The following is a 24,108-nucleotide window of genomic DNA, read 5'->3' as shown; positions in this document are numbered from 1 at the left end:
GTCCGGGCTCCTGACCTCATGCCGAGTTCACGCGCGAATGCCGATCGGTGCGGCTGTCGTGTTGGGATGTGCCTTCCCAGCTCCGGCGATACCGCGGAGACGGGGTCGGATATTCGATTCGACGTGTGGTGGACGTGCTCTCCCGGACATGATGTCGGGAAGTTCGCTGATCAACGTCTTCCGTACAGAGAGTACGGCGGCCAACCGCGATGTGTCACGAGTTCGGCAGGGGCGACCGAGTTCGGAACGGGTTGAGTTTGTACGTGGTCACCGGCGGCGTCGAGTGAAACCTTCTCGCCCATGAGTTCGACTCTGACTCAGTGTGCCCTGAATCTGTGGGCTACATCGCCCGGATCCGGGGGCTCTCCCGAAACGCGAAACTTGCGGCGTGCACGGCTCGACTGCGCAGGACGGCGGATTCTTCGTCTGCCGAGTGTGCGTCCTGCTCGTGGCCGGGTTGGATGAACCAACCCCGAGGGGCGCGCGCGAGGTCCTGGCTCAGGGTGATCATGTCCGCGATCCGAGCGTGGTATCGACGAAACGCGTGCTGGTGATCACCGGGGTTGGATATGAGCTCGTCGGCGAGCACGGTGGCACCGACTATCGCCACAGTTGTTCCCATGCCGGACAGCAGCGACGGGCTGTACGCGGCAGCGCCGACGAGGGCTACCCGACCGCGGTACGGTTCGCCGGTCATCACCTGGCTGATCGGATCGAAGTAGAAGCCGTCGCAGCCGTTCATGGCTTCGAGAAGTTCGCTGGTTCGCCAGCCCATATCGGCGAAAACCTGTGCCACCCACTGTCGCTGAGCGACGGTGTCCGCGCGATCGTAAGTGATGGGAGGCGAGTCGAAGAACAGGCCGACGACGATCTCGCGGTTCTGGTGCACGCTGTAGCATCCGACTGTGCGGCCGGGGCGATTCAGCAGAAGTCCCGAGTAATCGAGGTCGAGGAAGTTGTCGGTCGTGAAATGCGCCTGATAGCAGCCCAAGTGGTGGACGAAGTCGCTTTCCTCCCCGAACGTCAGCGCCCGGGTGCGTGAGTGCAGTCCGTCTGCGCCGACGACGAGATCGAAGTCCTCGCGCGCCCCGCTCTCGAACGTGACCGTGACAGCACTGCCGTTGTCTTCGATTGCTACCACGCAATCACCGAACCGGTAATCGATTCCGTACTGTGCCGCGGCGAACAACACGGCGTTGAGTTCTGTTCGCAGTACTTCGATGTCACCGCTGATCACCTCGGGGGCATCGTGACGATGCGCTCCCCGGTCGGATCGATGCGGTGGAACTCGCCCAACTGGGTCGCCCGAGCTCGGAGTTCGTCGAGGACGCCCATGTCGGCGGCGATGTCCACGGCGGGTCCGCGCAGATCAACGGCGTTTCCGCCACTGCGCAGACTTGCTGATCGTTCGACCACGGTGGGATGCAGTCCGGCACACTCCAGCCAGTACGCCAGGACAGTGTCCGCGATGACAGCGGTGTGGGTGCGGCGGGTACCGACCGGCTCCTCGAGTTGGCACACCGACTGCGCTCGGCGCTGTTGCCGCATCGAGACGGTGGTCGAGTTTTCGCGGGCACGTTTGTCCGCCAGTCGAATACGTTGGCATTCGGCGAAGCGGCGATCTGTGCCGCGCTCGCCTCGGGTGTGCCCGATAGTGAAGCGGCGTTGGCGGCGTTCTCGGTGCAGTACTACGTCTTGGGCTTCGTGATCGAAGAACAGGCCGCTAAGGAAAACGCCGACCGCGGTGAAGATCGAGGTGAGGTCGACGCAGAGCGGTTCCCGCGTGTCGCGGCAGGATCGCGGACCCTGCGAAATACACCACGCGACGTCCAGTTCGCCTACGGACTGGATCGACTCGTGGCGTCGCTGCGCTGACGTGGGCCAGCGCAGTGCGGGTGCCACGGGTGAGGTTCAGTCGACGCCGAGCGCGACTTCGGTGGATTTGACGAGGACGGTGACTCGGGAGCCGTCGCTGAGCTCGAGGTCGTCGGCGGCGTCGCGGGTGATGGACGACGTGATTTCGTCGCCGCCGGCCAGCCGGACGCGGACGACGGCCATCGCTTCGCCGCGGGTGACCGAGACGACTGTTCCATCGAGTTGGTTACGTGTGGATAGTCGCATGTCAGTGATCCTACGCAGTGCGGGCGCCGATTCATCGGATGTTCGTCCACGCCGCACGGGGTTGGGTTTGCCCACGAAAATGCACTGGTCGTGCCGATGCGAATTCTGCGCCGAGGTGGCATCCGACGGGGGTGCTCATCCCCCGTCATCCGGCTATCGGTGGCGGCGGTGGTTCGAATGGTAGGACATCATGCGGACAACGCGGTGGCTTGGGACGCCGCACACGGTCCGATCGAGTGCGTCGGCGACGTCTGGATTCGCGTGGGCGGATGAGTAGGGGGATGAGTACTTCGGCGGATTCGGGTGCGGCGGTGCGGAAATAGTGTTGGTGGCATCGGTTCTCGAAGTGTCGGAAGGACATCGACGATGACAAATCCCGGATTCTCGTCTTGGCAGGCGAGTCAGAATGCGAATCGGAACGTGGCCCGGCATATGGATTGGGCGCGCCAGTCCACGGCGGATGCGCACCGGCTGTCGCGCCGCTATTCCGCCCCGCGTGGTTGGCGTATCGCGAATGTGATTGCGGCGCTGGTGGTTATCGGGGTGCTCATTGTCGCGGCACCGTTCGTGCTGGCGATTCTCAACACGGTCGGGTTCTAGCCTCAGGTGGTGCCCGCGCTCATGCCGCCGGAGATGGTGATCGCTTCGCCGTTGAAGTGGCGTCCGGATTCGCCGACCAAAAGCAGGATCGCTTGGGAAACCTCTTGCGGCACAATGAGGTCGCCATTCGGCGGACCGGCGGCGAACATCGCCTCCACGTCCTCGAGGGTTGGATTCTCGATATCGGGCACCATCGCCGAATACATCGCCGGGTTCATGATCATATCGGTGCGCACACCGGCCGGTAGAACCGCGTTCACGGTGATGCCGTGCGGAATTACTTCGTGTGCAAGCGATTTCACCAAGCCGATGACACCCCATTTCGCCGCCGCGTAGTGGCCGGAGTTCGCCGCTCCCATGCGGCCGACGATGGACGAGGTGGCGACGATTCTGCCCCACCGGCGTTCGATCATATGCGGCAAGACCGCGCGGAAACTGTGGAAGACGCCGGTGAGGTTGACATCGATCATGTCCTGCCACATCTGTTCGTCCATCTCGGCGACGGCCGCCCCGGAGGCGATACCCGCATTGGCGAGCAGGATGTCGATCCGACCGAACTCGGCGATGGCTCGTTCGGCCAACCCGTCCATCGCCGAGCGGCTGCGCACATCGGCCTGCACCGCGACGCAACGCCGCCCGGTCTCCTCGACGAGTTTGACGGTCTGGTCGAGATCGTCTTCGGAACTCAGCGGATACGGCACACTGTCGATAGGTTCGCTGATGTCACACAGCACGATGTCGGCGCCTTCGGCCGCCAAAGTGACCGCATGCGAACGCCCTTGACCGCGAGCGCCGCCGGTGATCACCGCGACCCTGCCCTCCAACTGCCCCACGCGGGTCCCCTTTCGACTGGTCTGCCCATGCTGTCACGACCAGTAGCATCCGTGCATTCGAAATAGGAGTTGCGACAGCCGCGGACCACGCCGCGAAGGTCAGCTCGCGGACCAGCCCGACCAGCGGGTGACGTCGACGGCGAGCACCGGACCGGGTGGCGGCTGGGTGCGGTAGACGGGATAGCGTGCGGTCAGCAGGTCCAGGGCCTGCTGGGCTTCGGAGTCATCGAGGATTCGTGCGGTGCCGTCGGCCCTCGCCCACCACAGGTGTGTCCAGTCGTCGCTGTAGCGGTCGGCGAGTACGGCTACGGCGGGGTTGGCGGCGATATTCGCCAGGCGGCGTAAGGCGGTTGTCGTCTTGGGTTTCGCGTCGACGGCGCTGTAGATGGTGTCGTCGGTGACCGCGAATACGATCGGCACGATGTGTGGGCGCAGGTCGGTGGATACGGTGGCGAGTCTGGCTACCGGTTCTGCCATGAACCGTGCCCGCGCCACTTTCGCACTCAGTCGCACCGCACCTCCACATTACGATCGGCAACGGCCCCATTCTCACCTGTTCGGCGACTAGACGCGGACGAACAGCGGCCGCGCGGGGTCCACGGGTATCGGTATGGCAGGGCCGATTCCGAACAAGATGAACACCGCGGGCTCCGGGCTGTCGTGCAAAGTGCCGTCGTAGTGTGGCGTACCCGCTGTGCGCGTGGCGAATTCGCCAGGGTACATGGGCAGAGTCGCGGTCAGGTCGATGGTGGCGCCCGCACCGACGGTCCAGATGCCCGAGAGCATGACCGCGTGGCGGTCGAAGGTGTAGGCATGCGGGGCGCTCATCCAGCCGGGGTGCCAGCGGGCATAGCTCGCGTAGAAGCCGGGGGCTCGATAGGAACCGAGCACGTCGGCGGTTTCGAAGCTCTGCGGTGGTGCACCGGGCGCGGGCTGCCAGTTCAGGTCGGCCATGCCGTGAATCGTGGTGCCCGGACCCGGGGACCGGTCTTGGATGGCCGGGAACTCGACGGTCGACGGCACAGCCGCGTCACCGTTCGAGCCCTTCCAGACCACGGGCAGCGCCAGCCCCAGCGCGGGTAGCGCCAGGGCGATTCTGCGGCGCATTTCGCGCGCCGTTTCGTCCTCGGCCTCGGCCAGGTATCGGTTGTCTTCCACGCGCATGACCTCCTGGACGTCATCGCAGCAGGGCAAACCGAATTCTTGACGCAGCATACGGTGGTGTGCCAATAGTTTGCTGGATATCCGGCAAGATCAACTCGCCCCGCCCCGCCCATCGCATGGTCACGATTGGTCCGCGCGCTGTTCGACCGTACGATGCGAATTGATCCCGTCATTCGAGTTACGAAGGGGACGTCATCGATGCCGACCGACCAGCTCGTCCAGAAGTTCCGGGCCGTCGATACGACCGCGATCTGCGATGCCGATAAGTCGATTCGGGTGCTGGACAGCGCCATTCGCCTTCGTTCGGCTCAGCCGCGGATCCTCGGTCCCGCCTTCACTGTGCGCTGTCGCGGCGACTTCCTCGCCGTGCTGCGCGCCGTCGAGACCGCCGCACCCGGCGACGTCATTGTCGTCGATGGCGGTGGTGCCGAAATCGCGCTCGCCGGAGAACTATTCGCGCGCGGCGCGCTGGTGCGCAATCTCGGCGGCATCATCGTGGACGGCGGGTATCGCGATATCGGCTATGTCCGAGATTGTGCGCTGCCGGTGTACAGCCGCTTCGTCACGCCCATGGCGGGCACCACCGCACAGCTCGGCGAGCTGCAGATTCCGGTGACCTGCGGTGGCGTCGAGGTATCCCCGGGTGACCTGATCCTCGCCGACCAGGAAGGCGTCATCGTCGTCGAACCCGACCGCATCGACTGGCTCCTCGATGCGGCGGCAGCGGTCAAGGACGCGGAGGCCGAACTGGTCGCGCTGCTCGATACCGGATCGACACTCAGCGATGGTCTCAACCTCGCCGAGCACACCGCGGCCCTGAATCGCGGTGAACCGTCGACACTGCGCTTTCTGTCCTGACCCCCGAAACGCCTTGCACTGCAGGTAGATCAGCGTGGACGGCGGCGCAGGATCCGGTGCCACCACCGAGGTTCGGCAGGCGCGGGCCGAGTGCTCGACACGCTCGACTCGGGCTGTGCCACTCGACGTGTGGTCACACGGTCGGCGCGCCACTGCGTGACGATCTCCTCGGTGTTCACCGGTCCGACCGGTACAAACGGCCCGTGCGGCATTCGCAACCACTCGACGACGCGCTCGTTCAGCTCCGATACCGTTTTGCGGACCTCGCGTTCGGAGGTCATATCCCGCACCGTTTCCGGAAGTTCCTCGATATCGCGACGCAATATGAGGGACGGCGGCAGCAGGCCGTCGCCACGCACGCCCTCGCGGCGCAGGTAGCTCTGCAACCACCAGTTCTCGTCGTCGACGGAGCTCGGGATCGGTTTGCCCGTGCCACGGAGGTTCTCGAATTCGCCGCGTTCGGTGGCCTCGCGGACCTGTTTGTCGATCCACGATTCGAAGGTGACACCGAGGGGTTTCCGCTCGGTCATGGCAACAGCTTCGACGGAACGTCCATAACCCCAGTCTACGGACGGTAAAGATATTCCCATGACCAGCCATGTCCTCGCGATCGATCTCGGCAAGACCGGATGTCGCGGTTCGCTGCGCATCGATGGAGGGCAGGTGGGATATGCGGAAGCGCCGGGCGCGCCGGGGCTGGCGGACAGTGCGGGTGTCGATGCGGCGGAGCGAGCGATCCGCGCGGTGATCGATCAGATCGTGGCGCTACCGGCAACGTTCACGCTCTCGGTGGGTGCGGCGGGCGCCGCATCGGCACCGGACGCAGCCGAGGCGCTCGGTCGGAGGCTGGCCGAGGTTCCCGGCGCTGCCGCGGTCGCCGTGACTTCCGACGCCGTCACCGCACATGCCGGGGCGCTGGGCGGATCGCCCGGAGTCGTGCTGGCAATCGGAACCGGAGCCGTCGCGACGGCCGTCGACGAGGCGGGCCGGTTCACTCGGGTCGACGGCTGGGGGCCGCAACTCGGCGATGAGGGCGGTGGCGGCTGGATCGGACTCGAAGGTCTGCGTGCCGCGTTGCGCGCCCATGACGGCCGCGGCCCACGCACCATCCTGACCGAGCGGGTCCGTGAACACTACGGCATCGAACTGGACGCATTGCCGAAATACCTTGGCGAACAAGATAATCCAGCTCTTGTCGCCGCCGAATTTGCGCCCGTCGTCGCGGCTGCCGTCGACGATACCGCCGCCGCGATCATGGCGGCCGCCGCACGTGCACTCGCTCGCACCGTCCTTGCCGTGATCGAACGATCCGGAATTCGCCCACCGGTCCCCTATGCCATCACCGGCGGCCTGGCCAAGCTCGGCGCACCACTCCTCGAGCAGCTCGACAACCAGATCGTGCACGCGATCGACCGTCGCGATCCGCTCGGCGACCCGATCGACGGTGCCGCGCTACTCGCCCTCGACCCGACCACCGCGCTCGAAGCGCTGGTCACTCGAATCTCTGACACTTATTGACAGAGACCTCGTTACATCTGACACTTAGTTGCATTCAGTCCATCGCGTCACCGGGGAGCTGCGTTGAACGCACTCGATCTCGCCGTCATCGTCGTCTATCTCGTCACCGTCGCGTGGATCGGCCTGCGGTTGTCCGGAAAACAGAAGTCCAGCAGCGACTATTTCGTCGGTGAGGGCCGAATGCCGTGGTGGACGGTGTGTTTCTCGGTGGTGGCCACCGAAACCAGTGTGCTCACCGTCATCTCGATTCCGGGCGGAGCGTACACCGATCAGGCCTTCGGAAACGTCGAACTGGCCATCGGGTACATCATCGGACGCACGGTCGTGGCGATCGTGCTGATCCCGCTCTACAAGCGCGGTGGGTTCGTCAGCGCATATCAGTACCTCGAGCTGCGCTTCGGTCGCTATCTGCAGGGCGTGGCCGCGGTGACCTTCGTGTTCACCCGGCTGCTCGCCGAGGGCGTGCGACTGTTCGCCTCCGCCATTCCGATCAAGTTGCTGCTCAGCGAATTAGGACTCGACTTCGGCTACGACGCGATCATCGTGGCGCTGACGCTGCTCACCGTCGTGTACACCTACCTGGGTGGCATCAAGGCGGTGATCTGGACCGATGCACTACAGATGGGCCTCTACCTCACCGGCGCGCTCATCGCGATCTGCGTGCTCACCGGCCACGTCGGCACGTCCGGCTGGTCGGATGCGTTGCATGCGGGCAAGTTCGGTGTCTTCGATACCGATTTCGGTCTTGCCCACATTCTCACCAGCACCTTTGCCCTCCCGACCGCGATCATCGGTGGGGCGATCTTCGCGATGGCCTCGCACGGCTCGGATCAACTGATCGTGCAGCGCATTCTGGCGACGCGGTCACTGCGCGACAGTCAGAAGGCGATGATCGGTTCGGGCATCTTCGTGGCCATCCAGTTCGCCGCATTCTCCCTGGTCGGTGCGCTGCTGTGGTCCTACAATAGCGGCAAGTCGGCCAAGGAACTCGGATTGGCCAGCGCGGACAGCCTGTATCCCAACTTCATTCTGCACGGGTTGCCGGTGGTGGTCTCCGGACTGCTGGTCGCCGGAATCCTCGGCGCGGCAATGGGTTCGCTGTCCTCGGCGTTGAATTCCATGGCCAATTCGACGGTCGCCGATATCATTCGCAGCTTCTCCCGGCGCACGCTCACCGATCACACGCTGCTGCGCCTTGCGCGCGTGATGACACTGGTGTGGGCGGCGCTGATGGCGGCGTTCGCGATGGGTTTCAGCGCGACGACGGGCAATGTATACCTGACGGCGCTCACCATCGCGGGGTACACCTACGGTGCGCTGCTCGGTGCTTTCCTGCTCGGGCGACTGGTCGCGCGCGCCAACCAGTTCGACGCGATCGTCGCCTTCATCGCCACGGTGATCGTGATGACGTTCGTGGTGCGGGTGGTCAAGATCGATGTGACCGTCGCGGGGAAGGTGGTCGAAAAGGGTATCGCGGCACAGTGGTTGGTGCCGATCGGCGTGCTCGTCACCTTGATCGTCGGCGCAATCGCAAGCCTGTTCCATCCGGCGTCCGCACCGGATGAGCCGGAACCCGTTGCGGCGGTGGCGTAGTGCGCGTCATCGGGTTGATGTCGGGGACCTCGCACGATGCGATCGATGCCATCGGCGCGGATATCGCAACTCGGGACGCGACGATTCAGGTACATCTCGTCGGACAGCTCAGCCGACCGTATTCGGATGAACTGCGTTCAGAACTCATCGCCGCCTTGCCACCCGGTGCCATAGATATGGCCACCGTGTGCCGTCTGGATACCGCGATCGGCCAAGCCTTCGCGGATGCCGCCGATGCGGCACGGCACGAGTTCTTCAGCGGCACAGCTGATCTCGTCGCCTCACATGGGCAGACTGTCTACCACTGGGTGAACGACGGCGCGGTGAAAGGCACGCTGCAACTGGGGCAGCCTGCGTGGATCGCCGAGCGCACCGGGTTGCCGGTCGTCAGCGACTTTCGTTCGCGCGATATCGCCGCGGGCGGGCAGGGCGCACCGCTGGTGGGGCTGTTCGACCTGCTGTGGCTGGCGGGGCGTCCCGAACGCGCGGCCGCGCTGAACATCGGCGGAATCGCGAATGTCACGGTCACCGGCGACAAACCGGCCGCCTTCGACACCGGCCCCGGCAATGCCCTCATCGATGCGGCCGTCGAACTGTGCACCGGCGGTGCCGAGCATTTCGACCGCGCCGGAGTACGGGCCGCCCGCGGCGACATCGATACCGAACTGCTGGAAACCCTTCTCGCGGAACCCTATTACCGCGCACCGGAACCCAAGACCACCGGGAAGGAGCAGTTCAACCGCACCTACCTGGAGCGCGTGTTGGACGGCCGTTCGGCCTCCCCCGACGATATTGTCGCCACTGTGACCGCGCTGACCGCCCGCACCATTACCGATGCCCTCGCACCGCTGCGCCCGACCGAGGTCATCGCATCGGGCGGTGGGACACACAATCCCACCCTGATGGCAATGCTCGGTGCACATCTCGGTACCACGAAGTTGCGCACGTCCGACGAACTCGGCCTACCGTCGGCGGCGAAGGAGGCAACCGCATTCGCGGTGCTCGGCTTCCTCACCGCGCACGGTCTGGCGGGTAGCCGTCCCGCCTGTACGGGAGCGAGTCGCGCGGCGGTGCTCGGTTCGATCACCCCTGGTGCGGACGGATTCGCGCTGCCCAGTGCGCCGACCGCCATGCCCCGACGACTCACGGTGACGAGGTGAACCATGCCCGAGGTTGATGACGTACGGACTCGCCTGCTGGCGGCACTGCCACGACTCACCCCGACCGCACTGCGCGTCGCGCAGGTGATCCGGCACGACCCGGCCGCCGCCGCACAGCTCACCGTGAGCCAACTCGCCGACCGGTCGGCGACCAGCACCTCCGCGGTCGTCCGGCTGGCGAAAACCCTCGGCTACGAAGGCTATCCGCAGCTGCGACTCGCAATGGCCGCGGTCGGCGGCGATGACAGCTCGCCGGTATTCGCCACCGATATCGACGCTGACGACGCATTGTCGAAGGTGCTGCACAAACTCACCGCCTTCGAAACCGAGGGCATGATGGCGACCGCCGAACTCGCCGATCCGGCGACCATGGAGGCCGTCGTCGACGCACTGGTGGACGCGCGACGGGTGCACCTGGTGGGTATCGGCGCGTCCGGACTCGTCGCGATGGATATGGCGCAGAAGCTGACCCGCATCGGAATGTGGTGCGGCGCGTGCACGTCCGAGGATGACGCGCTGGTTCAGGCCAGCCTGCTCCAGGCCGGTGATGTAACCGTCGCGTTCTCGCATTCGGGCGAAACCGCCGCGATCGTCGAGGCCGTGCGCCGGGCCGCCGACGCGGGCGTGACCACGGTCGCCGTGACGGCGGGAGCGCGATCCGGACTTGCGAATGCCGCCGCGCACACGGTGCTCGTGGCCGGACGCGAGGACGGATTCCGTTCCGCGGCCATGGCGAGTCGCATGAGTCAGCTCCTCATCGTCGACGCACTGTATGTCGGCGTCCTGCAACGCACGCCGTCGGCGGCCAGGGCGCTGCGGCGAACTTACGAGGCGGTTGCCGATCGCCGAACCAAGGAGGCCGAATGAATCACCCGGTGCCGCGGTGACCGAAATCGGTTCGCTGACCACCGAAGCGTCGAATCCGCACACCACCGCGCTGGATTCGATGCCGATCGACGAGCTGCTGCGCACCATGAACGCCGAGGATGCGGGTTTGGCTTCCGCTGTGGCGCAGGTGATTCCGGAGATCGTGCGGGCGGTCGAGCTGATCGTCGCGGCGCGTCGGCGCGGCGGTCGACTGATCTACATCGGCGCGGGCACCAGTGGCCGCCTCGGAGTGCTCGACGCGGTCGAATGCCCACCGACCTTCGGCACCGATCCCGGCGAGGTCCTCGGCATAATCGCGGGCGGACCGGAAGCCTTCCTTCGGGCCGTAGAAGGTGCCGAGGACGATCCCACGCTGGCCGTCGCCGACCTGTCCGCCGTCGCACTCACCGGTGACGATGTCGTCGTCGCACTGGCCGCCAGTGGCCGAACCCCCTACGCCGTCGGTGCGCTGCGGTATGGCCGCTCGGTCGGTGCCGCGACGGTCGCGATCTCGTGCAACCGCAACGCCGAAGCCAGCGCACACGCCGATGTCGGCATCGAAATCGACACGGGCCCTGAGGTTTTGACCGGCTCCACCCGGTTGAAGGCGGGCACGGCACAGAAGATGGTGTGCAATATGCTCTCCACCGCCGCCATGGTGCGGGCGGGCAAGGTCTACGGCAACCTGATGGTGGATGTGAAGCCCACCAATGCCAAACTCGTCGACCGTGCCCGTCGCATCATCGCCGAGGCGACGGGAGCCGACCCCGCCACCGCCGCGGCACTACTGGACGCAGCGGATGGTCACGTGAAAACCGCCATCGTCATGCGCCTGGCCGGAGTCGACGCGTCGGCGGCCCGGGCACTGCTCCACGATGCGGACGGGCAGGTGCGCGACGCGGTGCGGCACTGATATTCCGTTCGCCGAATCCGCATGCGGCCAACCGCTACCCTGACCCACAGTTCCGCGCCCCGGCGGAACGATGTGTCGGCAATTCGGAGGCGCGATGCTGTCCCTGCAGGAGATTTCCGACCGCTTGGAGATCGAGGACCTCATGGTCCGGTACTCACATGCGGTCGACACCCGACAGTGGGATCTGCTCGACGAGATTTTCACCGCGGATGCGCATATCGACTATTCGGCCATGGGCGGCGCGGTCGGTGATCTCGAATCCACCAAGAAGTTCCTCGCGACCGTGATGCCGAACTTCCTTGCGTTCCAACATCTGATCAGCAATTCGTCCATCACCGTCGACGGTGACAGCGCCACCGGGCGCACCATGTGTCACAACCCGATGCTGGTCGCGACCGGCGAAGGCCAGCAGAGTCTGATGCTGTGCGGGCTCTGGTATCACGACACCTTCGTCCGCGTCGACGGCCGATGGCGGATCAAGCAGCGTGTCGAGGAGAAGAGCTTCATGTTCGTCGCGCCGGGCACCGCCTGAATACGAATGGGGGCTCCCGGATTCGGGAGCCTCGATCGGCTATTAGTGTGTGGGGGTGAAGCTTGTCGTGCAGGTGAAGCTGCTCCCGGATGCGGCGGCCGCGTCCGCATTGTGGGAGACGCTGAAGCTGTGCAACCGGGTGGCCAATCATGTTTCTCGTGCCGCGTTCGACACCGGCATCATCGGCAAGCAGCCTCTGCAACGGCTCACGTACGCGGGCATCAAGAAGCTCGGAGTGTCCGCACAGCCGGCCCTGCATTGCATCCGCAAAGCCGCCGGGGCCTACACCACCCTGCGAGCGAACCTGGCGGCAGGGAACTACGGCCCGGCCGGGTCGAAACGCCGCGAACGTGTTGAAGCTGAACCGATCCGGTTCCGCAAGGACGCGGCGCAACCATTCGACGATCGCTGCCTGTCCTGGCAGCTCGACGCCCGCACCGTATCCATCTGGACCGTAAACGGGCGGGTCAAGGACATATCGTTCGCCTGCTCCCCGCAACAGGCGAAGATGCTCACCGATTACCGATGCGGCGAGTCCGACCTCGTGTATCGGGGCGGGCACTGGTACCTGTACGCGACCTGCGAGGTCCCCGAAGCTGAACCCATCACCCCGGCTGGCGGGTTCCTCGGGGTGGATCTGGGCATCGCAAACATCGCCACCACCAGCGACGGCGCTCGCTACGCCGGGAAACACCTGCACCAGGTCCGGCACCGCAACCGGCGCATCCGCCAACGCCTGCAACGGAAGGGAACGAAATCCGCGAAGCGGTTGCTGCGTAAGGTTTCCGGCCGCGAGAAGCGGTTTGCCGCCGACACCAACCACCGTGTTTTCCAAGATGATCGTGACCGAGGCTCAACGCACCTCGCGCGGTATCGCCCTCGAAGACCTGGGCGGCATCCGTGAGAGGGTACGGCTACGCAAGCCCCAGCGGGTCACGCTGCACTCCTGGAGTTTCGCGCAACTGGGCACCTACATCGCCTACAAGGCGAAACGCGCCGGGATCCCCGTCACCTACGTCGACCCGAGGTATACCTCCCAGCAATGCTCAGGGTGCGGGCATGCGTCGAAGAAGAACCGGCCGAACCAAGCCACTTTCCTATGCACGTCGTGCGGTTTCGCTGAACACGCTGACGTGAACGCAGCCCGCAACATCGCCGCACGCGGTGTCGCGGGCTGGGCAGTGAGTCACGCTGCCGACGACGCGGCCGAGCCCACGCCAGCCAGGTGTGGGTGAGAGCTGCAAGCTCGGCCCTTACGGACCGAGAAGTTGACTGCGCAGGTGATCGCGGTGCGGCGATGGTGCTGATCACGACGACGGGCGCCAAATCCGGCCGCCAGGTCACCAGCCCGCTGGTCTACCTCCCGGACGGCGAGCGGATCGTGCTCATCGCCTCGAACGGCGGTGCGGACAAGCATCCGGCCTGGTACCACAACCTGCGCGCGAATCCGGAATTCACCGTGGAACTCGGCACCGAGAGCTATCCGGCGAAAGCCGAGGTGGTGACGGGTGCCGAACGCGACGAACTGTATGCGCGGATGGTCGAGATCATGCCGGGATTCGGTGAGTACCAAGCGAAGACCTCCCGGGTGATTCCGGTTGTGGCGGTGTATCGCCAAGAGGCCTGATGCTGCCGGTCCGGTCGATGGTGACCGGACCGGCACCAGCCGATCAGGATTTGTCGCCGAACCAGCGGCGCAGCGCTTCGCCAAGTCCATCGCGCTCGCCGGAATCCGCGGCCCAGGCGACGTAGCCGTCCGGTCGGATCAGCATCGCGGAAAGATCTCGTGGTGCAACGGGTTTCGCGGTCACCACGCGCACTCGATCCGACCACGGTGCGGTGATCGTCCGCAGCTCAGCGGAATCGGCCAGATCCAGCAGGATTGCCCGGCCATCTGCGCAATGCGCACCGAGCCGACTGCCGTCGGACAGTTCGATATCCGGCGCGACCGCGCCGATCAAGTGGTGGTCACCGCCGAGGTCGTAGCGGTGCAGCACACCGGCGATCCTCTTGAAGATCGCGGTGCTGCCGTCGCGGGTGCCGAGCAGATCGGTCACTACCTCGCGTAATGCCTTGCTGCGCTGGTCGAGTCGCATCAGCGCGACCTGTGCGCGGGTCCACTTCAGCACCCATGCGCCGACAGGATGCCGTTCGGCGGTGTAGGTGTCGAGCAGGGTTTCGCTCGCATCGCCGCGCACCACTGCCGCCAATTTCCAGCCGAGGTTGACCGCATCGCCGATGCCGAGATTGAGGCCCTGCCCGCCGAACGGCGAATGCACATGGGCCGCATCGCCGGCGAGCAGCACCCGGCCCTTGCGATAGTCGGTGACCTGCCGGGTGTTGTCGGTGAACCGAGTTGCCGAATGCACGGCGGTGATCTCGACCGGCACGCCCGACACCGCGCGGAGGCTGGCCTGCAATTCGACCGCGGTGACCGGCGTTGTCCGATCGGCGGGCGGCCCGTCGAGTTCCACGGTCACGATCCGGCCCGGTATCGGACCATTGGTATAGATCCCGGTCTGGGTGGTGTTCCAACCCGGCCGCACGCTCTCCGCGCCGATCATGTCGACGACCCCCTGATGGCCGGTGATCTCAGGGTCCAGTCCCGGGAAGTCGAATCCGCCTAGCTTGCGGACTGTGCTGTGGCCGCCATCGCAGCCGACGAGCCAATTCGCGCGGACGGTGCTGTCACCGAGGTGGACGGTGACAGCGGTTCCGCTTTCGTTGAAATCGGTCAACGCCGCACCGCGCCTGATCTCGATCCCGAGTTCGGTGGCGCGCCTGGTCAGGATCGCCTCTATGGCCTGCTGGGCCACCAGCACCGCCTCGGCGCCGGGGCCGAGTTCGGCGAAAACCGGGTCGTCGAAATCGATTTCGTCCGCGCGGAGCACGATGCCCGCGAAATGCCCGGCGATCGGCAGGCGTTGGCCCGAGGCCTTCGGGACCATGCCCGCTGCGCGGATGCGCTGGACCGTCGCGTGCTGCTGCTCGAGCAGGTCGGGCAGCATGCCACGACGGTAGAAGGCCTGCGCCGTCGGCACATTGATCGCACCGGCCTTGATGGTCACATCGGGTTCGGTCAGCCGCTCGACCACCAGCACTTCGGTGCCGCCGAGGCGAAGTTCGCAGGCCAGCATCAGTCCGACCGGTCCGGCACCGGCGACGATCACATCGAATGTCTCGTTCATGAACTCGACTCTGCCGATGGGCGGTTGCGGCGGGCTTACGTCGCCTTGCACGCGCCTTGCATCGCGCCGGAAGTTCTGCGAGGTGCTCGAAACTGTGGTCCGGGGCCGGGTACTGCGTAGAGAATCGAGTCGAGCGAAGGAGACTCATGGAACCGATTGTTTCCGTCACCGGCGGCAAGATTCGCGGCCGGACGACCGCCGGGGTCAGTGCATTTCTCGGAGTGCCGTACGCCGCGGCACCGGTCGGGGCAGCGCGCTTCCGGCTGCCGGAGCGGGTGCCGGAGTGGCAGGGGGTTCGTGATGCGCTCACCCACGGCGCGACTTGCGTGCAGAGCCCCTATCCTCCGCCGATCCACGCTCTGATCGGCAGTGACGGGATACCGGGCGATGAATACCTGAATGTCAATGTGTGGACACCGGATGCGGGCGGTGCCGGACTGCCGGTCATGGTGTGGATCCATGGCGGCGCATTCACCCGGGGTTCCAATGCCAGGGCGATCTACGACGGTGCGGCGTTCGCGCGCGACGGGGTCGTGCTGGTCTCGATCAACTACCGGCTCGGCATATCCGGCTTCGCGGCGGTGCCGGATGCACCGCTCAACCGTGGATTACACGATCAACTGTTCGCGCTGCGATGGGTGCAGGAGAACATCGCGGCCTTCGGTGGGGATCCGGACCGGGTCACCGTATTCGGTGAGTCGGCGGGCGGAATGAGTGTGGCGACGCTGATGGCCTCGCCGCTTTCGCGCGGGTTGTTCCGGCAGGCGATCATGCAGAGCGGCAACGGATCCGCCGCGGTGGCCGTCGAGGACGCGCGCAAACTCGCCGGAGAATTGGCCACGAGTGTCGGAGTCAGCCCCACTGCGGCGGATTTCGGTGAACTCGGGCCCGATGAGTTGCGCGCGGCGCAGGACGCGCTCGCGCTCGCGCTGATGAACGATCCGGATCCGGCGCGATGGGGATCGTCGATCATCGCCAACGGGATGGGGATCATGAGTCTGCTTCCGGTGATCGATGGTGAGGTCGTCGAAGGTCAACCCGTCAAAGTGCTTGCCGCACAACCGGAGCGGGCTGTCCCGCTCATTGCGGGTTGCACCGCCGAGGAGTTCCGGTTCTTCACGGTTCCGACCGGTATCGCCGCCGGGATCACTGCGGACACTTTGCCTTTCGTTCTTACCCGCTATGGACTCGATCCCGCGCTCGGGGATATCTATGGTGCGAATCGTCCGGGGGCCGCGGCGGCGGATGTCTTCGCCGCGATCATTACCGATCGGGCCTTCCGCTCGGACACCCTGCGGATCGCACAGTCGAACGCCGCCGCGGGTGCGCCGAGCTTCGCCTATGAGTTCGCGTGGTCATCCGGCATCGAGGGACTGGGTGCCTGTCACGTCTTGGAGGTGCCGTTCGTCTTCGACGCGCTCGCGGGCGCGCACACCTTGACCGGCCCCAATCCGCCGCAGCCGCTCGCGGATGAGATCCATTCGGCGTGGGTGGCTTTCGCCGAGTCCGGTGATCCGGGGTGGGCGCGCTTCGAGGAGGATTCGCGGCGGGTGCAGATCTTCGACAGTCCGGAGTCGCGTGTCGTGAGTGATCCGCGCGGGGACGAATTGGCGGCGCTTCGGAAGTCGGTCGCTTAGAGGTGGGGCTGGTGGCGGGCTCGAGCAATGCGGCCACTGGCTCCTACTTGTCGAGTGCGCTGGAAACCGTTGTGGCGGAGGCGCGTAGGGCGGCGCGGGCCGCGACTACTGCCGGGTGTCGGCCGGTGCCGCGCCGGTAGGCCAAGTGGGTCTTGCGTCGGGTGGGTAAGGCGGTGAGCACCACGTTGGGTGGCGGGGTGAGTGCGCCGAGTCCGGGGACGAGGGCGACACCCTGGCCTGCTGCGACCAGCGCGAGGACGGTACTGAAATCGTCCACGTGATGGCGGACCCGCGGGGTGAATCCGGCTGCCTGGCAGGCCCGGATCGCCATGGTGTGACAGAGCGTGCCGGGGGTGCCGACGATCCAGGAGGCGTCGCGGTGGTCTTCGAGCGGTGTGGCGTTCGGGGCGGCCAGGTAGATGGTCTCCTCGAGGAGCGGCTCGGTGTCCAGGGCGGGATCGGGTTCGGCGGGTACATAGTCGTACTCCTGGACCAGCGCGATGTCCAGGGTGTCCGTGCGCAGTGCGTCCGGGACGGTGGCCGGATCCAGTTCTGTCACAAGCAATTCCAGTCGCGGATGGTCGCGGCTCAGTGCGACCGATGCCGGGGACAGAATTGTGGCGACCGCCGTCGGGAACGCGCCGATGCGCAGCGTTCCGGTGAGCGCCGCGCGGGAGGCGGCGAGGTCGGCGGTGGCCTGTTCGAGGGCCGCGAGGATCGTCTCCGCGTGTTCGACCAGGGTGAGTGCGGCGGGGGTGAGAGTGACGCGTCGCCCGGTCCGCTCGAGCAGCGGTACACCTGCCTCCCGCTCCAGCGCGGTCAACTGCTGGGAGACCGCCGACGGTGTGTAGCTCATCGCCTCCGCGACCGCAGCGATCGTCTTGCGATGAGCCAGTTCGCGCAGCAGGCGCAGCTTTCGAACATCGAGCATCAGTTCAGCTTATGCTCAACGGAAGAAACGTGAACTGGACCTGAAGTATTGCCGCGGGTCAGTCTGGAAACCATGACGCTCACCGGCCTCTTCGTCCCTCTGATCACGCCATTCGCCGCCAACGGTGACCTGGCCACCGACGCACTGGCGGGCCTGGCCCACGAGGTACTCGACGGCGGCACAACCGGCATCGTCGCTCTCGGCACCACCGCCGAAACCGCCACCCTGACCCCTGCAGAACGCCATCGCGTCCTCGATATCTGCGGCTCCGTCTGCCGAGAACGTAACGCCCCCTTGATCGCCGGAGCGGGCACGAATTCCACCGCGGATTCGGCCGAGGCACTCGCCGCCCTCGGGTCCACTGTCACCGCCGCACTCACCGTCGTCCCCTACTACACCCGGCCCTCGGAAGCGGGCGTGCTTGCCCACTTCCGGCGCTTGGCCGCAACCAGTCCGGTCCCCCTCGTCGTCTACAACATCCCGTACCGCACCGGCCGCACCCTCGGCCCCGACACCCTCCACGAACTCGCCCGCATCCCGAACATCATCGGCTTCAAACACGCCGTCGGCGGCATCGACGACACCACAACCACTTTCATGGCCACCCTCCCGCCCGACGTCACTGTCCTGGCCGGTGACGACCTGCACGCCGCCCCGCTGCTGGCCCTCGGCGCTCCCGGCGCCATCCTCGCCAGCGCCCACCTGGCCACCTCCGCCTTCGCCACCCTGATCCATCTCTGGCGCAACGGCCCCATCCAAGAAGCCCGCACCCTCTCCCACCGACTCACCCTTCTCTCCGCAGCTCTGTTCGCCGAACCCAACCCGGTAGTCATCAAATCCGCCCTGGCCGCCCAAGGCCGCATCCCCACCCCCACCGTGCGCCTCCCCCTCCTCCCCGCCACTCCCGAAACAACCTCCGCCGCCCTCGAAGCCCTGAACCAACTTTCCGCGACTGTCTCCGCCTGACCCGCTAATCCCTCAGCGCACCAAGCGGATTCACGACCCCGCGACTACGGCCCGCTCAGTCGAGTTCCTCCGTGCATCCCTGACCACCTGCAGGCAGCTGCGCTGACGCCGTCGGAAGAACTGGAGCCGCGGTCGTTTCGATCTCGGCGGCGAGGCTGATGATATCGGTCGGCCTCGTGGTGTCGACATGGATAACTGGGGTCAGTTCCAACGGTCGACCATGCGTGGCCCAGGTGTCCCAATCGCGCTCGAGGCGAAGCCCGTCGTTGTGCACTGCGGCCCGCTGCCGCTGTGCATACCTGTTCCGCGCCGTGTCCGCGGAAGCGTCACACCAGAGCTCGACCACGCGATCGGCGCCGACTCGGTGAATCCCCGCTCGCGCGAACTCGAGGTCGCGCGGGCGGAACCACCATGAGTCGATCACCGCCGTCTGCGGTGCCGCCGCGGCCATCGCCCAGACAGCCTCCATCGCGATCGCACCGAGCGACGGCACCGCATCGGGCCGGGAAATACATTCCGCCAAGGCTTCTTTCACAATGTCCTTGGAGAGCAGTTGCGCATCCAGTTCGCGGGCGAGCGGTGCCGCCAGGGTCGACTTACCCGAGCCGGGCAGCCCGTTGACCAGCACCAGGAGTTTGTCCTTCGCTCGTTGCGTCACCCCGACATTCTTGCTGGCCTCATGGTTGATTCGGCACCGGCTCGGACGGGGTTTTGCGCCAGGCGGGGCGGTGGGCGTTGGTGATCCAGCGGAGGGTCCATTCGGCGGGGCCGTAGCGGAACCAGTGGAGCCATATTGCGCTCAGGGCTAACTGGAGGGTGAAAATGAGCAGGGCTGTGGACATGGTCGCGAGCGGGGAGAACGTGCCGGCGGCGGCTAGGCCTATGCCGGTGTAGATCAGTAGGCCGATTACCGACTGGGCGAGGTAGTTGGTCAGGGCTATGCGGCCCGCGGGGGCCAGGGCTGTGCGGGCGAAGGACATGCGGGGGCTGTGCATTGCTCGGAGCAGGGTTGCGACATACGCGGCGGTGAGGAATGGGGCGGTGGCGACGCTGATTGCTACCGGGAGGGTGTGGCCGGTGCCGCCGCCGATGGTGAACAGGATGCTGCCTGCGAGGCCGATGGGGAAGCCGATGAGTTGGATTCGGCGCAGGACCGGTTCGTCACCGTGTACGTGGGCGAGCAGTTTGCGGCGGCCCGCGACCAAGCCGAGTAGGAACATGGCCAGAGCGGTCGGTCCCTGCAGTGTAAGAGCTTGCAGGACAAGGAGTCCGAGGCCGTCGAGGTGTTCGCCGATGATGTCGCCCCAGCCGCCGAGCATGGCCTGGGTGGCGTGCTCGGCATTGATTTGCGCCTCGGCGGTTGAGGGCAGCAGGGCCGACGCATCCATGAATACAGTGGCGAGCAGCAGGCTCGCCACGACCAAGCCGTACAGAATTGCCGCGACGCGCAATGCGGTTCGGTCGCTCACCCGCCGCATCCAGAACAACACCGAACACGCGACCGCGTAGGTTGTGAGTACGTCGCCCGCGTACAGGAACACGATGTGCAGCACACCGAGGACGAACAGGCCTCCGATGCGACGCAGCATCCGCGGTTCGAAGGCCGCTTGCGCGGCAGTCGCCGATTCCATCTGCAGGGTGAAGCTGTAGCCGAACAGGAACGAGAACAGCAGATAGAACTTCATATCGACGAACACCTCGGACAGTGCGCGCACGGCATCGTCGAGGGTGGAGGTGTAGTCGGGGTCGATCACCAGATTCCCGGGATAACCCGAGGCCATGAAGGTGATATTGACGATGAAGATGCCCAACAGAGCGAAGCCGCGCAGGGCGTCGACGTCGTGCACCCGGGATCTGGAGGCGACCAGCTGATCGGTCATCGGCATGCTCCGCAAATCGATAGTATCCAAGGGATACTATCCAACATATACTATCTCTCGGGCTAATATCCGCCAAAAGCATCGGCGATCCCGAGGAGGTAAGGCCATGGCCGACGAGGCGGTGCCCGCCGACCTGGGCAGGCTCTGGCGACTCCCGACACCCGCACGACTTGGCCGACCGGCGGAACTGGACGTCGACCGGGTCGTACGCGCCGCGGTGGAGCTCGCCGATCGCTCCGGTCTGGCCGCGGTCACGCTGCTGAAGGTCGCGCAGACACTGGGTTTCACGAAAATGGCGCTGTACCGCCACGTCGGTTCCAAGGACGAACTCTTCGAGCTGATGGCCGATTTCGCCATCGGCCCGGCACCGGATCTCGGCACCGTGCGCCCCGAGTGGCGGGCCGGGCTGCGGCAGTGGGCACATGCGATGCGTGCGGTCTACGCCGGGCATCCGTGGTTGCCGCAGTTACCGATCTCCGGGCCGCCACGCGGTCCGAACACGATCGGCTGGGTGGATGCCGCGCTACGCACACTCGCCGACACCGGACTCGACTGGGCCACCAAGGTCGGCATCCTGATGCTGGTGAGCGGGCATGTGCGGCAAGCGAGTCTGCTCACTCAGCAGGTCACCGAAGCTCGGCGCGGCACGGGGCTCGACGAGGTGCAGGCCAATCGGAACTACCGCCGCACGCTGGCTGTTCTCGTCGACCCGGACCGCTTCCCCGAGGCGGCCGCACTGTTCGCCAGTCCGCTGTTCGAATCACCGCCGGATGGGGATACCGATGCCGCCGACCAGGACTTCGTATTCGCGCTGGAATTGATCCTCGACGGCGTGGCCGCCGAGATCGATGGCGCATAGAACTCAGTCGAGCAGACGCCAGGCCCAAGTGGTGGACAGTTCCAACGGGTCGCTCGCGGTGACCGACCGCGGATGGGTGTTGATGCCGTTGGGCGGACCGGATTGTGGCTCGACACAGGCGGCTTCGGGTTGCTGGTCGAAGACGACGACCCATTCGGCGGGACTGGTGATGGTCAGCTGCAGGGCATCGGGCCAGGTCAGGGTGACAGTGGTGCCATCGGGCATGCCGAAACAGTCGTCCCAGGGTCCGGGCTGCGGCGCAAGGCGGCGTCCGGTCGGCAGATAGTCGGGGCCGCGCTCCTCCTGCCAGGCCGGGGTGAAGTCGAGCTCGATGTCCTTGCCGGAGCCCAGATTTCGCAAGAACCACGGATGCCAACCGACCTGCGCCGGAAACGGTTCGCCCGCTGTTTCGACCCGCATGGTGAGGGTGATCGAGTGCTCGGAGAGCTGGAACTCCTGGGTGACTCGCCCACGATACGGCCACGGGTCGGTGAGCTCGCAGCTCAGCGCGGCGGTGGATTCGGTGGTGCTGAGGACATGCCAGGCCCTATCGCGCGCGGTGCCGTGGATAGCGTGCGGATCGGCGTTGATCGGCATCTGATGCAACGTGCCGCCATACCCGAACTGTCCCGATCCCATCCGACCACACCAGGGCGCCATCGGAAACGCGCCGTACCGCGCACCCTGTCGCAACAGTTCCAGCGCACCGACCCGCAAACTGGTCAGCCGCCCGCCATTCTCCGGCGCGATGCTCACCTGCACGTTTCCTGCGGTCAGCACAACACTGGAATTACCTGCATCGGTCATGAGCGCTCCTCCTCCGATTGTGGGTCCGGTAAGACACAGTGCCATGACCCGCCCGGTCACGCCGACCGATGCGGCGCGCCCGAATACCGGAGGTGACTTACCTGGCGCGACGGGCGCGGGCATGCTTGGGTTAGAGCGGCATCGGCGGTCGGAAACGTGAGGTGACGGATTTGCTCGATATAGTGCGGGGCGTGTCCTTCGTCCAGCTTGCGCTCGACCGGATTCCGGAGCCGTACCGGTCGTACCTGATCCAGCGGCGTGAGCTGCTCAAGTTCGCCGTCGTGGGTGGGATCACCTGGTTCATCGACACCGGGATCGTCTATGCGCTGAAGTTGACGGTGCTCGGCGAGAAGCCGCTCACCGCGCGCGTGCTCGGTGTGCTGATCGCGACGATCGTGTCGTATGTGCTCAATCGGGAGTGGTCGTTCCGGACCAGGGGCGGCCGGGAGCGGCACCACGAGGCGGCGCTGTTCTTCGCGATCAGTGCGCTCGGTATCGGTGTCACGCTGTTGCCGCAGGCGGTCGCGCTGTATGTGCTCGATATCCGGGTGCCGCACGTCAGTCCGGTCACCCAGGCCGTCTCGAACTTCATTACCGGCCAGATTCTGGGCGTGCTGCTCGCAATGGCGTTCCGGTACTGGGCGTTTCGGCGGTACGCCTTCCCCGACGATCTCGTCCAATCGGAGCTCGAACCGCGGTAGGTCGCTTACCTGTGAGGTAATTGCCCCGAATCGGCGACGGGGGCGAAGATCGCCGGTATGATACAGATCGGCCTGCTGCTGCCCAGCCGCGAAACCTCGATGACCGGCGAACACGATGCCGCCGGATTGGTCCGGTTCGCGCGCGCGGCCGAGGATGCCGGGTTCGATTCGGTGTGGATCGGCGATTCCCCGCTGGCACGAACCCGAGTCGATCCGCTGCCGCTGCTCGCCGCCGTCGCCGCGACTACCGCGCACGTCCAGCTCGGCACCGCTGCACTCACCGCGACATTGCGCCATCCACTGCTCGGCGCCCACACCGCCGCCACCGTCGACCAACTCAGCAGCGGCCGGTTGGTCCTCGGTCTCGGCGCCGGATTCCCACTACCCGAGAGCCGGGACGAATTCGCCTCCGTCGGTGTGCCTTTCGACCAGCGCGTCGGGCGACTCGACGAAACGGTCGCCATCTGGCGCCGGAGTTGGTCCGGTGGAACCGAATTCGACGGCCGCTACTGGCAACTCGCCGATCTCACCCGCACCCTCCCCGCCGCGAGCCCGGACGGTCCCCCGCTATGGCTGGCGGGCAGTGACACACCTCGAGTGCTCGAACGGGTGGCCCGGCACTACGACGGCTGGCTGCCGTTCCTACCGGACCCGGACGCCTACGCCCGCGCATGGCACACCCTGCGCGAAAAGACCACCCGCAGCATCACCCCCGCCCTCTACGCCACCATCAACATCAACCCGGACACCGCCACCGCGCGCACCGAACTCGACGGCTACGTCCGCCGGTACTACCGCCGCTCCCTGGACGAAATGTCCACGATCCAAGCCTATTTCGGCGGTTCCGCCCAGGAATGCGTCCATTGGCTCGGAAGGTACCGCGATGCGGGCGCGCAGCATCTGGTGCTGCGCATCGGCTCACTGCAGGCCCGTCGCCAGCTGGATCTGCTCGCGGACGCACTACTCCCAACGGCTTGAGT

27 protein-coding genes and 1 pseudogene are annotated in these 24,108 nt (G+C 65.9%); 17 read left to right on the top strand and 11 right to left on the bottom strand.

Annotated features, from left to right (window positions below):
- Positions 1-340 precede the first annotated feature (340 nt).
- Positions 341-1,548: pseudogene (locus tag ACQPZ2_RS21730) on the bottom strand (FAD-dependent monooxygenase).
- Here ACQPZ2_RS21730 and ACQPZ2_RS21725 point away from each other — a divergent pair.
- Positions 1,480-1,875 carry a TetR/AcrR family transcriptional regulator C-terminal domain-containing protein gene (locus ACQPZ2_RS21725; protein ID WP_433527233.1) on the top strand — a complete coding sequence of 132 codons (396 nt, stop codon included), beginning with the start codon at positions 1,480-1,482 and terminating at the stop codon, positions 1,873-1,875. The pseudogene ACQPZ2_RS21730 and the gene ACQPZ2_RS21725 sit on opposite strands and share 69 nt — an antisense overlap.
- A 36-nt stretch (positions 1,876-1,911) precedes the next feature.
- On the opposite strand, the gene ACQPZ2_RS21720 is transcribed toward ACQPZ2_RS21725, so the two are convergent.
- Positions 1,912-2,121: a TOBE domain-containing protein gene (locus ACQPZ2_RS21720; RefSeq protein WP_433527232.1), complete on the bottom strand. Its 210-nt coding sequence runs from the start codon at positions 2,119-2,121 to the stop codon at positions 1,912-1,914.
- Positions 2,122-2,487: 366 nt separating this feature from the next.
- Here ACQPZ2_RS21720 and ACQPZ2_RS21715 point away from each other — a divergent pair, with 366 nt between their 5' ends.
- Complete coding sequence (locus tag ACQPZ2_RS21715; protein ID WP_433527231.1) at positions 2,488-2,721, top strand: hypothetical protein; 234 nt, start codon at positions 2,488-2,490, stop codon at positions 2,719-2,721.
- A gap of 2 nt (positions 2,722-2,723) precedes the next feature.
- On the opposite strand, the gene ACQPZ2_RS21710 is transcribed toward ACQPZ2_RS21715, so the two are convergent.
- The 3 genes from ACQPZ2_RS21710 to ACQPZ2_RS21700 all read right to left on the bottom strand — a co-directional run bounded on the left by ACQPZ2_RS21710 (position 2,724) and on the right by ACQPZ2_RS21700 (position 4,718).
- Entirely contained in the window at positions 2,724-3,554 is an 831-nt protein-coding gene (locus ACQPZ2_RS21710; protein WP_433527230.1) for a mycofactocin-coupled SDR family oxidoreductase, read from the bottom strand.
- A gap of 99 nt (positions 3,555-3,653) precedes the next feature.
- Positions 3,654-4,061, bottom strand: coding sequence for a TIGR03668 family PPOX class F420-dependent oxidoreductase (locus ACQPZ2_RS21705; protein WP_433527485.1), 408 nt, complete (start codon positions 4,059-4,061; stop codon positions 3,654-3,656).
- A 57-nt stretch (positions 4,062-4,118) separates the two neighbouring features.
- Positions 4,119-4,718, bottom strand: coding sequence for a hypothetical protein (locus ACQPZ2_RS21700; RefSeq protein ID WP_433527229.1), 600 nt, complete (start codon positions 4,716-4,718; stop codon positions 4,119-4,121).
- A gap of 198 nt (positions 4,719-4,916) precedes the next feature.
- Here ACQPZ2_RS21700 and ACQPZ2_RS21695 point away from each other — a divergent pair, with 198 nt between their 5' ends.
- Positions 4,917-5,576, top strand: a complete 660-nt coding sequence (locus tag ACQPZ2_RS21695) for an RraA family protein (protein ID WP_433527228.1) — start codon at positions 4,917-4,919, stop codon at positions 5,574-5,576.
- A gap of 29 nt (positions 5,577-5,605) precedes the next feature.
- Here the strand turns inward: ACQPZ2_RS21695 and ACQPZ2_RS21690 are convergent, their stop codons facing one another.
- Entirely contained in the window at positions 5,606-6,106 is a 501-nt protein-coding gene (locus ACQPZ2_RS21690; protein WP_433527227.1) for a DUF1992 domain-containing protein, read from the bottom strand.
- 58 nt (positions 6,107-6,164) lie between these two features.
- Here ACQPZ2_RS21690 and ACQPZ2_RS21685 point away from each other — a divergent pair, with 58 nt between their 5' ends.
- The 9 genes from ACQPZ2_RS21685 (at position 6,165) to ACQPZ2_RS21645 (ending at position 13,786) form a co-directional block, all read left to right on the top strand.
- Positions 6,165-7,094, top strand: coding sequence for a BadF/BadG/BcrA/BcrD ATPase family protein (locus ACQPZ2_RS21685; RefSeq protein ID WP_433527226.1), 930 nt, complete (start codon positions 6,165-6,167; stop codon positions 7,092-7,094).
- Positions 7,095-7,157: 63 nt separating this feature from the next.
- Complete coding sequence (locus tag ACQPZ2_RS21680) at positions 7,158-8,687, top strand: sodium:solute symporter (RefSeq protein WP_433527225.1); 1,530 nt, start codon at positions 7,158-7,160, stop codon at positions 8,685-8,687.
- Positions 8,687-9,847, top strand: a complete 1,161-nt coding sequence (locus tag ACQPZ2_RS21675) for an anhydro-N-acetylmuramic acid kinase (protein WP_433527224.1) — start codon at positions 8,687-8,689, stop codon at positions 9,845-9,847. The genes ACQPZ2_RS21680 and ACQPZ2_RS21675 overlap by 1 nt, the downstream gene beginning before the upstream one ends.
- Before the next feature lie 3 nt (positions 9,848-9,850).
- Entirely contained in the window at positions 9,851-10,714 is an 864-nt protein-coding gene (locus tag ACQPZ2_RS21670) for a MurR/RpiR family transcriptional regulator (protein ID WP_063045086.1), read from the top strand.
- 16 nt (positions 10,715-10,730) lie between these two features.
- A complete protein-coding gene (gene murQ, locus ACQPZ2_RS21665; protein WP_433527223.1) occupies positions 10,731-11,627 on the top strand; it encodes an N-acetylmuramic acid 6-phosphate etherase in 897 nt (298 codons plus the stop codon).
- Between the two features lie 94 nt (positions 11,628-11,721).
- Positions 11,722-12,159 carry a nuclear transport factor 2 family protein gene (locus tag ACQPZ2_RS21660; protein WP_433527222.1) on the top strand — a complete coding sequence of 146 codons (438 nt, stop codon included), beginning with the start codon at positions 11,722-11,724 and terminating at the stop codon, positions 12,157-12,159.
- A 109-nt stretch (positions 12,160-12,268) separates the two neighbouring features.
- Positions 12,269-13,063, top strand: a complete 795-nt coding sequence (locus ACQPZ2_RS21655) for a transposase (RefSeq protein ID WP_433527221.1) — start codon at positions 12,269-12,271, stop codon at positions 13,061-13,063.
- Positions 12,996-13,394 (top strand): RNA-guided endonuclease InsQ/TnpB family protein, encoded by a 399-nt coding sequence (locus ACQPZ2_RS21650; protein WP_433527220.1) that lies wholly within the window; start codon positions 12,996-12,998, stop codon positions 13,392-13,394. Before ACQPZ2_RS21655 ends, ACQPZ2_RS21650 begins: the two co-directional genes overlap by 68 nt.
- Before the next feature lie 62 nt (positions 13,395-13,456).
- Positions 13,457-13,786 carry a nitroreductase family deazaflavin-dependent oxidoreductase gene (locus ACQPZ2_RS21645; protein WP_433527219.1) on the top strand — a complete coding sequence of 110 codons (330 nt, stop codon included), beginning with the start codon at positions 13,457-13,459 and terminating at the stop codon, positions 13,784-13,786.
- Between the two features lie 43 nt (positions 13,787-13,829).
- On the opposite strand, the gene ACQPZ2_RS21640 is transcribed toward ACQPZ2_RS21645, so the two are convergent.
- Positions 13,830-15,347 (bottom strand): FAD-dependent monooxygenase, encoded by a 1,518-nt coding sequence (locus ACQPZ2_RS21640; protein WP_433527218.1) that lies wholly within the window; start codon positions 15,345-15,347, stop codon positions 13,830-13,832.
- A gap of 146 nt (positions 15,348-15,493) precedes the next feature.
- Here ACQPZ2_RS21640 and ACQPZ2_RS21635 point away from each other — a divergent pair, with 146 nt between their 5' ends.
- Positions 15,494-16,984 carry a carboxylesterase/lipase family protein gene (locus tag ACQPZ2_RS21635; protein ID WP_433527217.1) on the top strand — a complete coding sequence of 497 codons (1,491 nt, stop codon included), beginning with the start codon at positions 15,494-15,496 and terminating at the stop codon, positions 16,982-16,984.
- A 43-nt stretch (positions 16,985-17,027) separates the two neighbouring features.
- Here ACQPZ2_RS21635 and ACQPZ2_RS21630 read toward each other — a convergent pair whose 3' ends face one another.
- Positions 17,028-17,915 (bottom strand): LysR family transcriptional regulator, encoded by an 888-nt coding sequence (locus tag ACQPZ2_RS21630; RefSeq protein ID WP_433527216.1) that lies wholly within the window; start codon positions 17,913-17,915, stop codon positions 17,028-17,030.
- A gap of 72 nt (positions 17,916-17,987) precedes the next feature.
- Between ACQPZ2_RS21630 and dapA the strand changes: the two genes are divergently transcribed.
- Positions 17,988-18,881 carry a 4-hydroxy-tetrahydrodipicolinate synthase gene (gene dapA / locus ACQPZ2_RS21625; RefSeq protein WP_433527215.1) on the top strand — a complete coding sequence of 298 codons (894 nt, stop codon included), beginning with the start codon at positions 17,988-17,990 and terminating at the stop codon, positions 18,879-18,881.
- 55 nt (positions 18,882-18,936) lie between these two features.
- Here the strand turns inward: dapA and ACQPZ2_RS21620 are convergent, their stop codons facing one another.
- Together ACQPZ2_RS21620 and ACQPZ2_RS21615 are read right to left on the bottom strand one after the other, a co-directional pair.
- Positions 18,937-19,539: an AAA family ATPase gene (locus ACQPZ2_RS21620; protein WP_433527214.1), complete on the bottom strand. Its 603-nt coding sequence runs from the start codon at positions 19,537-19,539 to the stop codon at positions 18,937-18,939.
- A 19-nt stretch (positions 19,540-19,558) separates the two neighbouring features.
- Positions 19,559-20,761: a DUF418 domain-containing protein gene (locus tag ACQPZ2_RS21615; RefSeq protein WP_433527213.1), complete on the bottom strand. Its 1,203-nt coding sequence runs from the start codon at positions 20,759-20,761 to the stop codon at positions 19,559-19,561.
- 106 nt (positions 20,762-20,867) lie between these two features.
- Here ACQPZ2_RS21615 and ACQPZ2_RS21610 point away from each other — a divergent pair, with 106 nt between their 5' ends.
- Positions 20,868-21,620, top strand: coding sequence for a TetR/AcrR family transcriptional regulator (locus tag ACQPZ2_RS21610; RefSeq protein WP_433527212.1), 753 nt, complete (start codon positions 20,868-20,870; stop codon positions 21,618-21,620).
- 3 nt (positions 21,621-21,623) lie between these two features.
- Here ACQPZ2_RS21610 and ACQPZ2_RS21605 read toward each other — a convergent pair whose 3' ends face one another.
- Positions 21,624-22,427: an aldose 1-epimerase gene (locus tag ACQPZ2_RS21605; RefSeq protein WP_433527211.1), complete on the bottom strand. Its 804-nt coding sequence runs from the start codon at positions 22,425-22,427 to the stop codon at positions 21,624-21,626.
- A 191-nt stretch (positions 22,428-22,618) separates the two neighbouring features.
- Between ACQPZ2_RS21605 and ACQPZ2_RS21600 the strand changes: the two genes are divergently transcribed.
- Both ACQPZ2_RS21600 and ACQPZ2_RS21595 read left to right on the top strand, forming a co-directional pair.
- Entirely contained in the window at positions 22,619-23,128 is a 510-nt protein-coding gene (locus tag ACQPZ2_RS21600) for a GtrA family protein (protein WP_040690789.1), read from the top strand.
- A 57-nt stretch (positions 23,129-23,185) separates the two neighbouring features.
- Positions 23,186-24,106 carry an LLM class flavin-dependent oxidoreductase gene (locus ACQPZ2_RS21595; protein ID WP_433527210.1) on the top strand — a complete coding sequence of 307 codons (921 nt, stop codon included), beginning with the start codon at positions 23,186-23,188 and terminating at the stop codon, positions 24,104-24,106.
- The last annotated feature ends 2 nt before the right edge of the window (positions 24,107-24,108 follow it).

Source organism: Nocardia pseudovaccinii (assembly GCF_050942345.1).
GTDB lineage: Bacteria > Actinomycetota > Actinomycetes > Mycobacteriales > Mycobacteriaceae > Nocardia > Nocardia pseudovaccinii.
The sequence above is the reverse complement of the archived record's forward strand: the minus strand, read 5'-3'. Positions and strand labels throughout refer to the sequence as shown.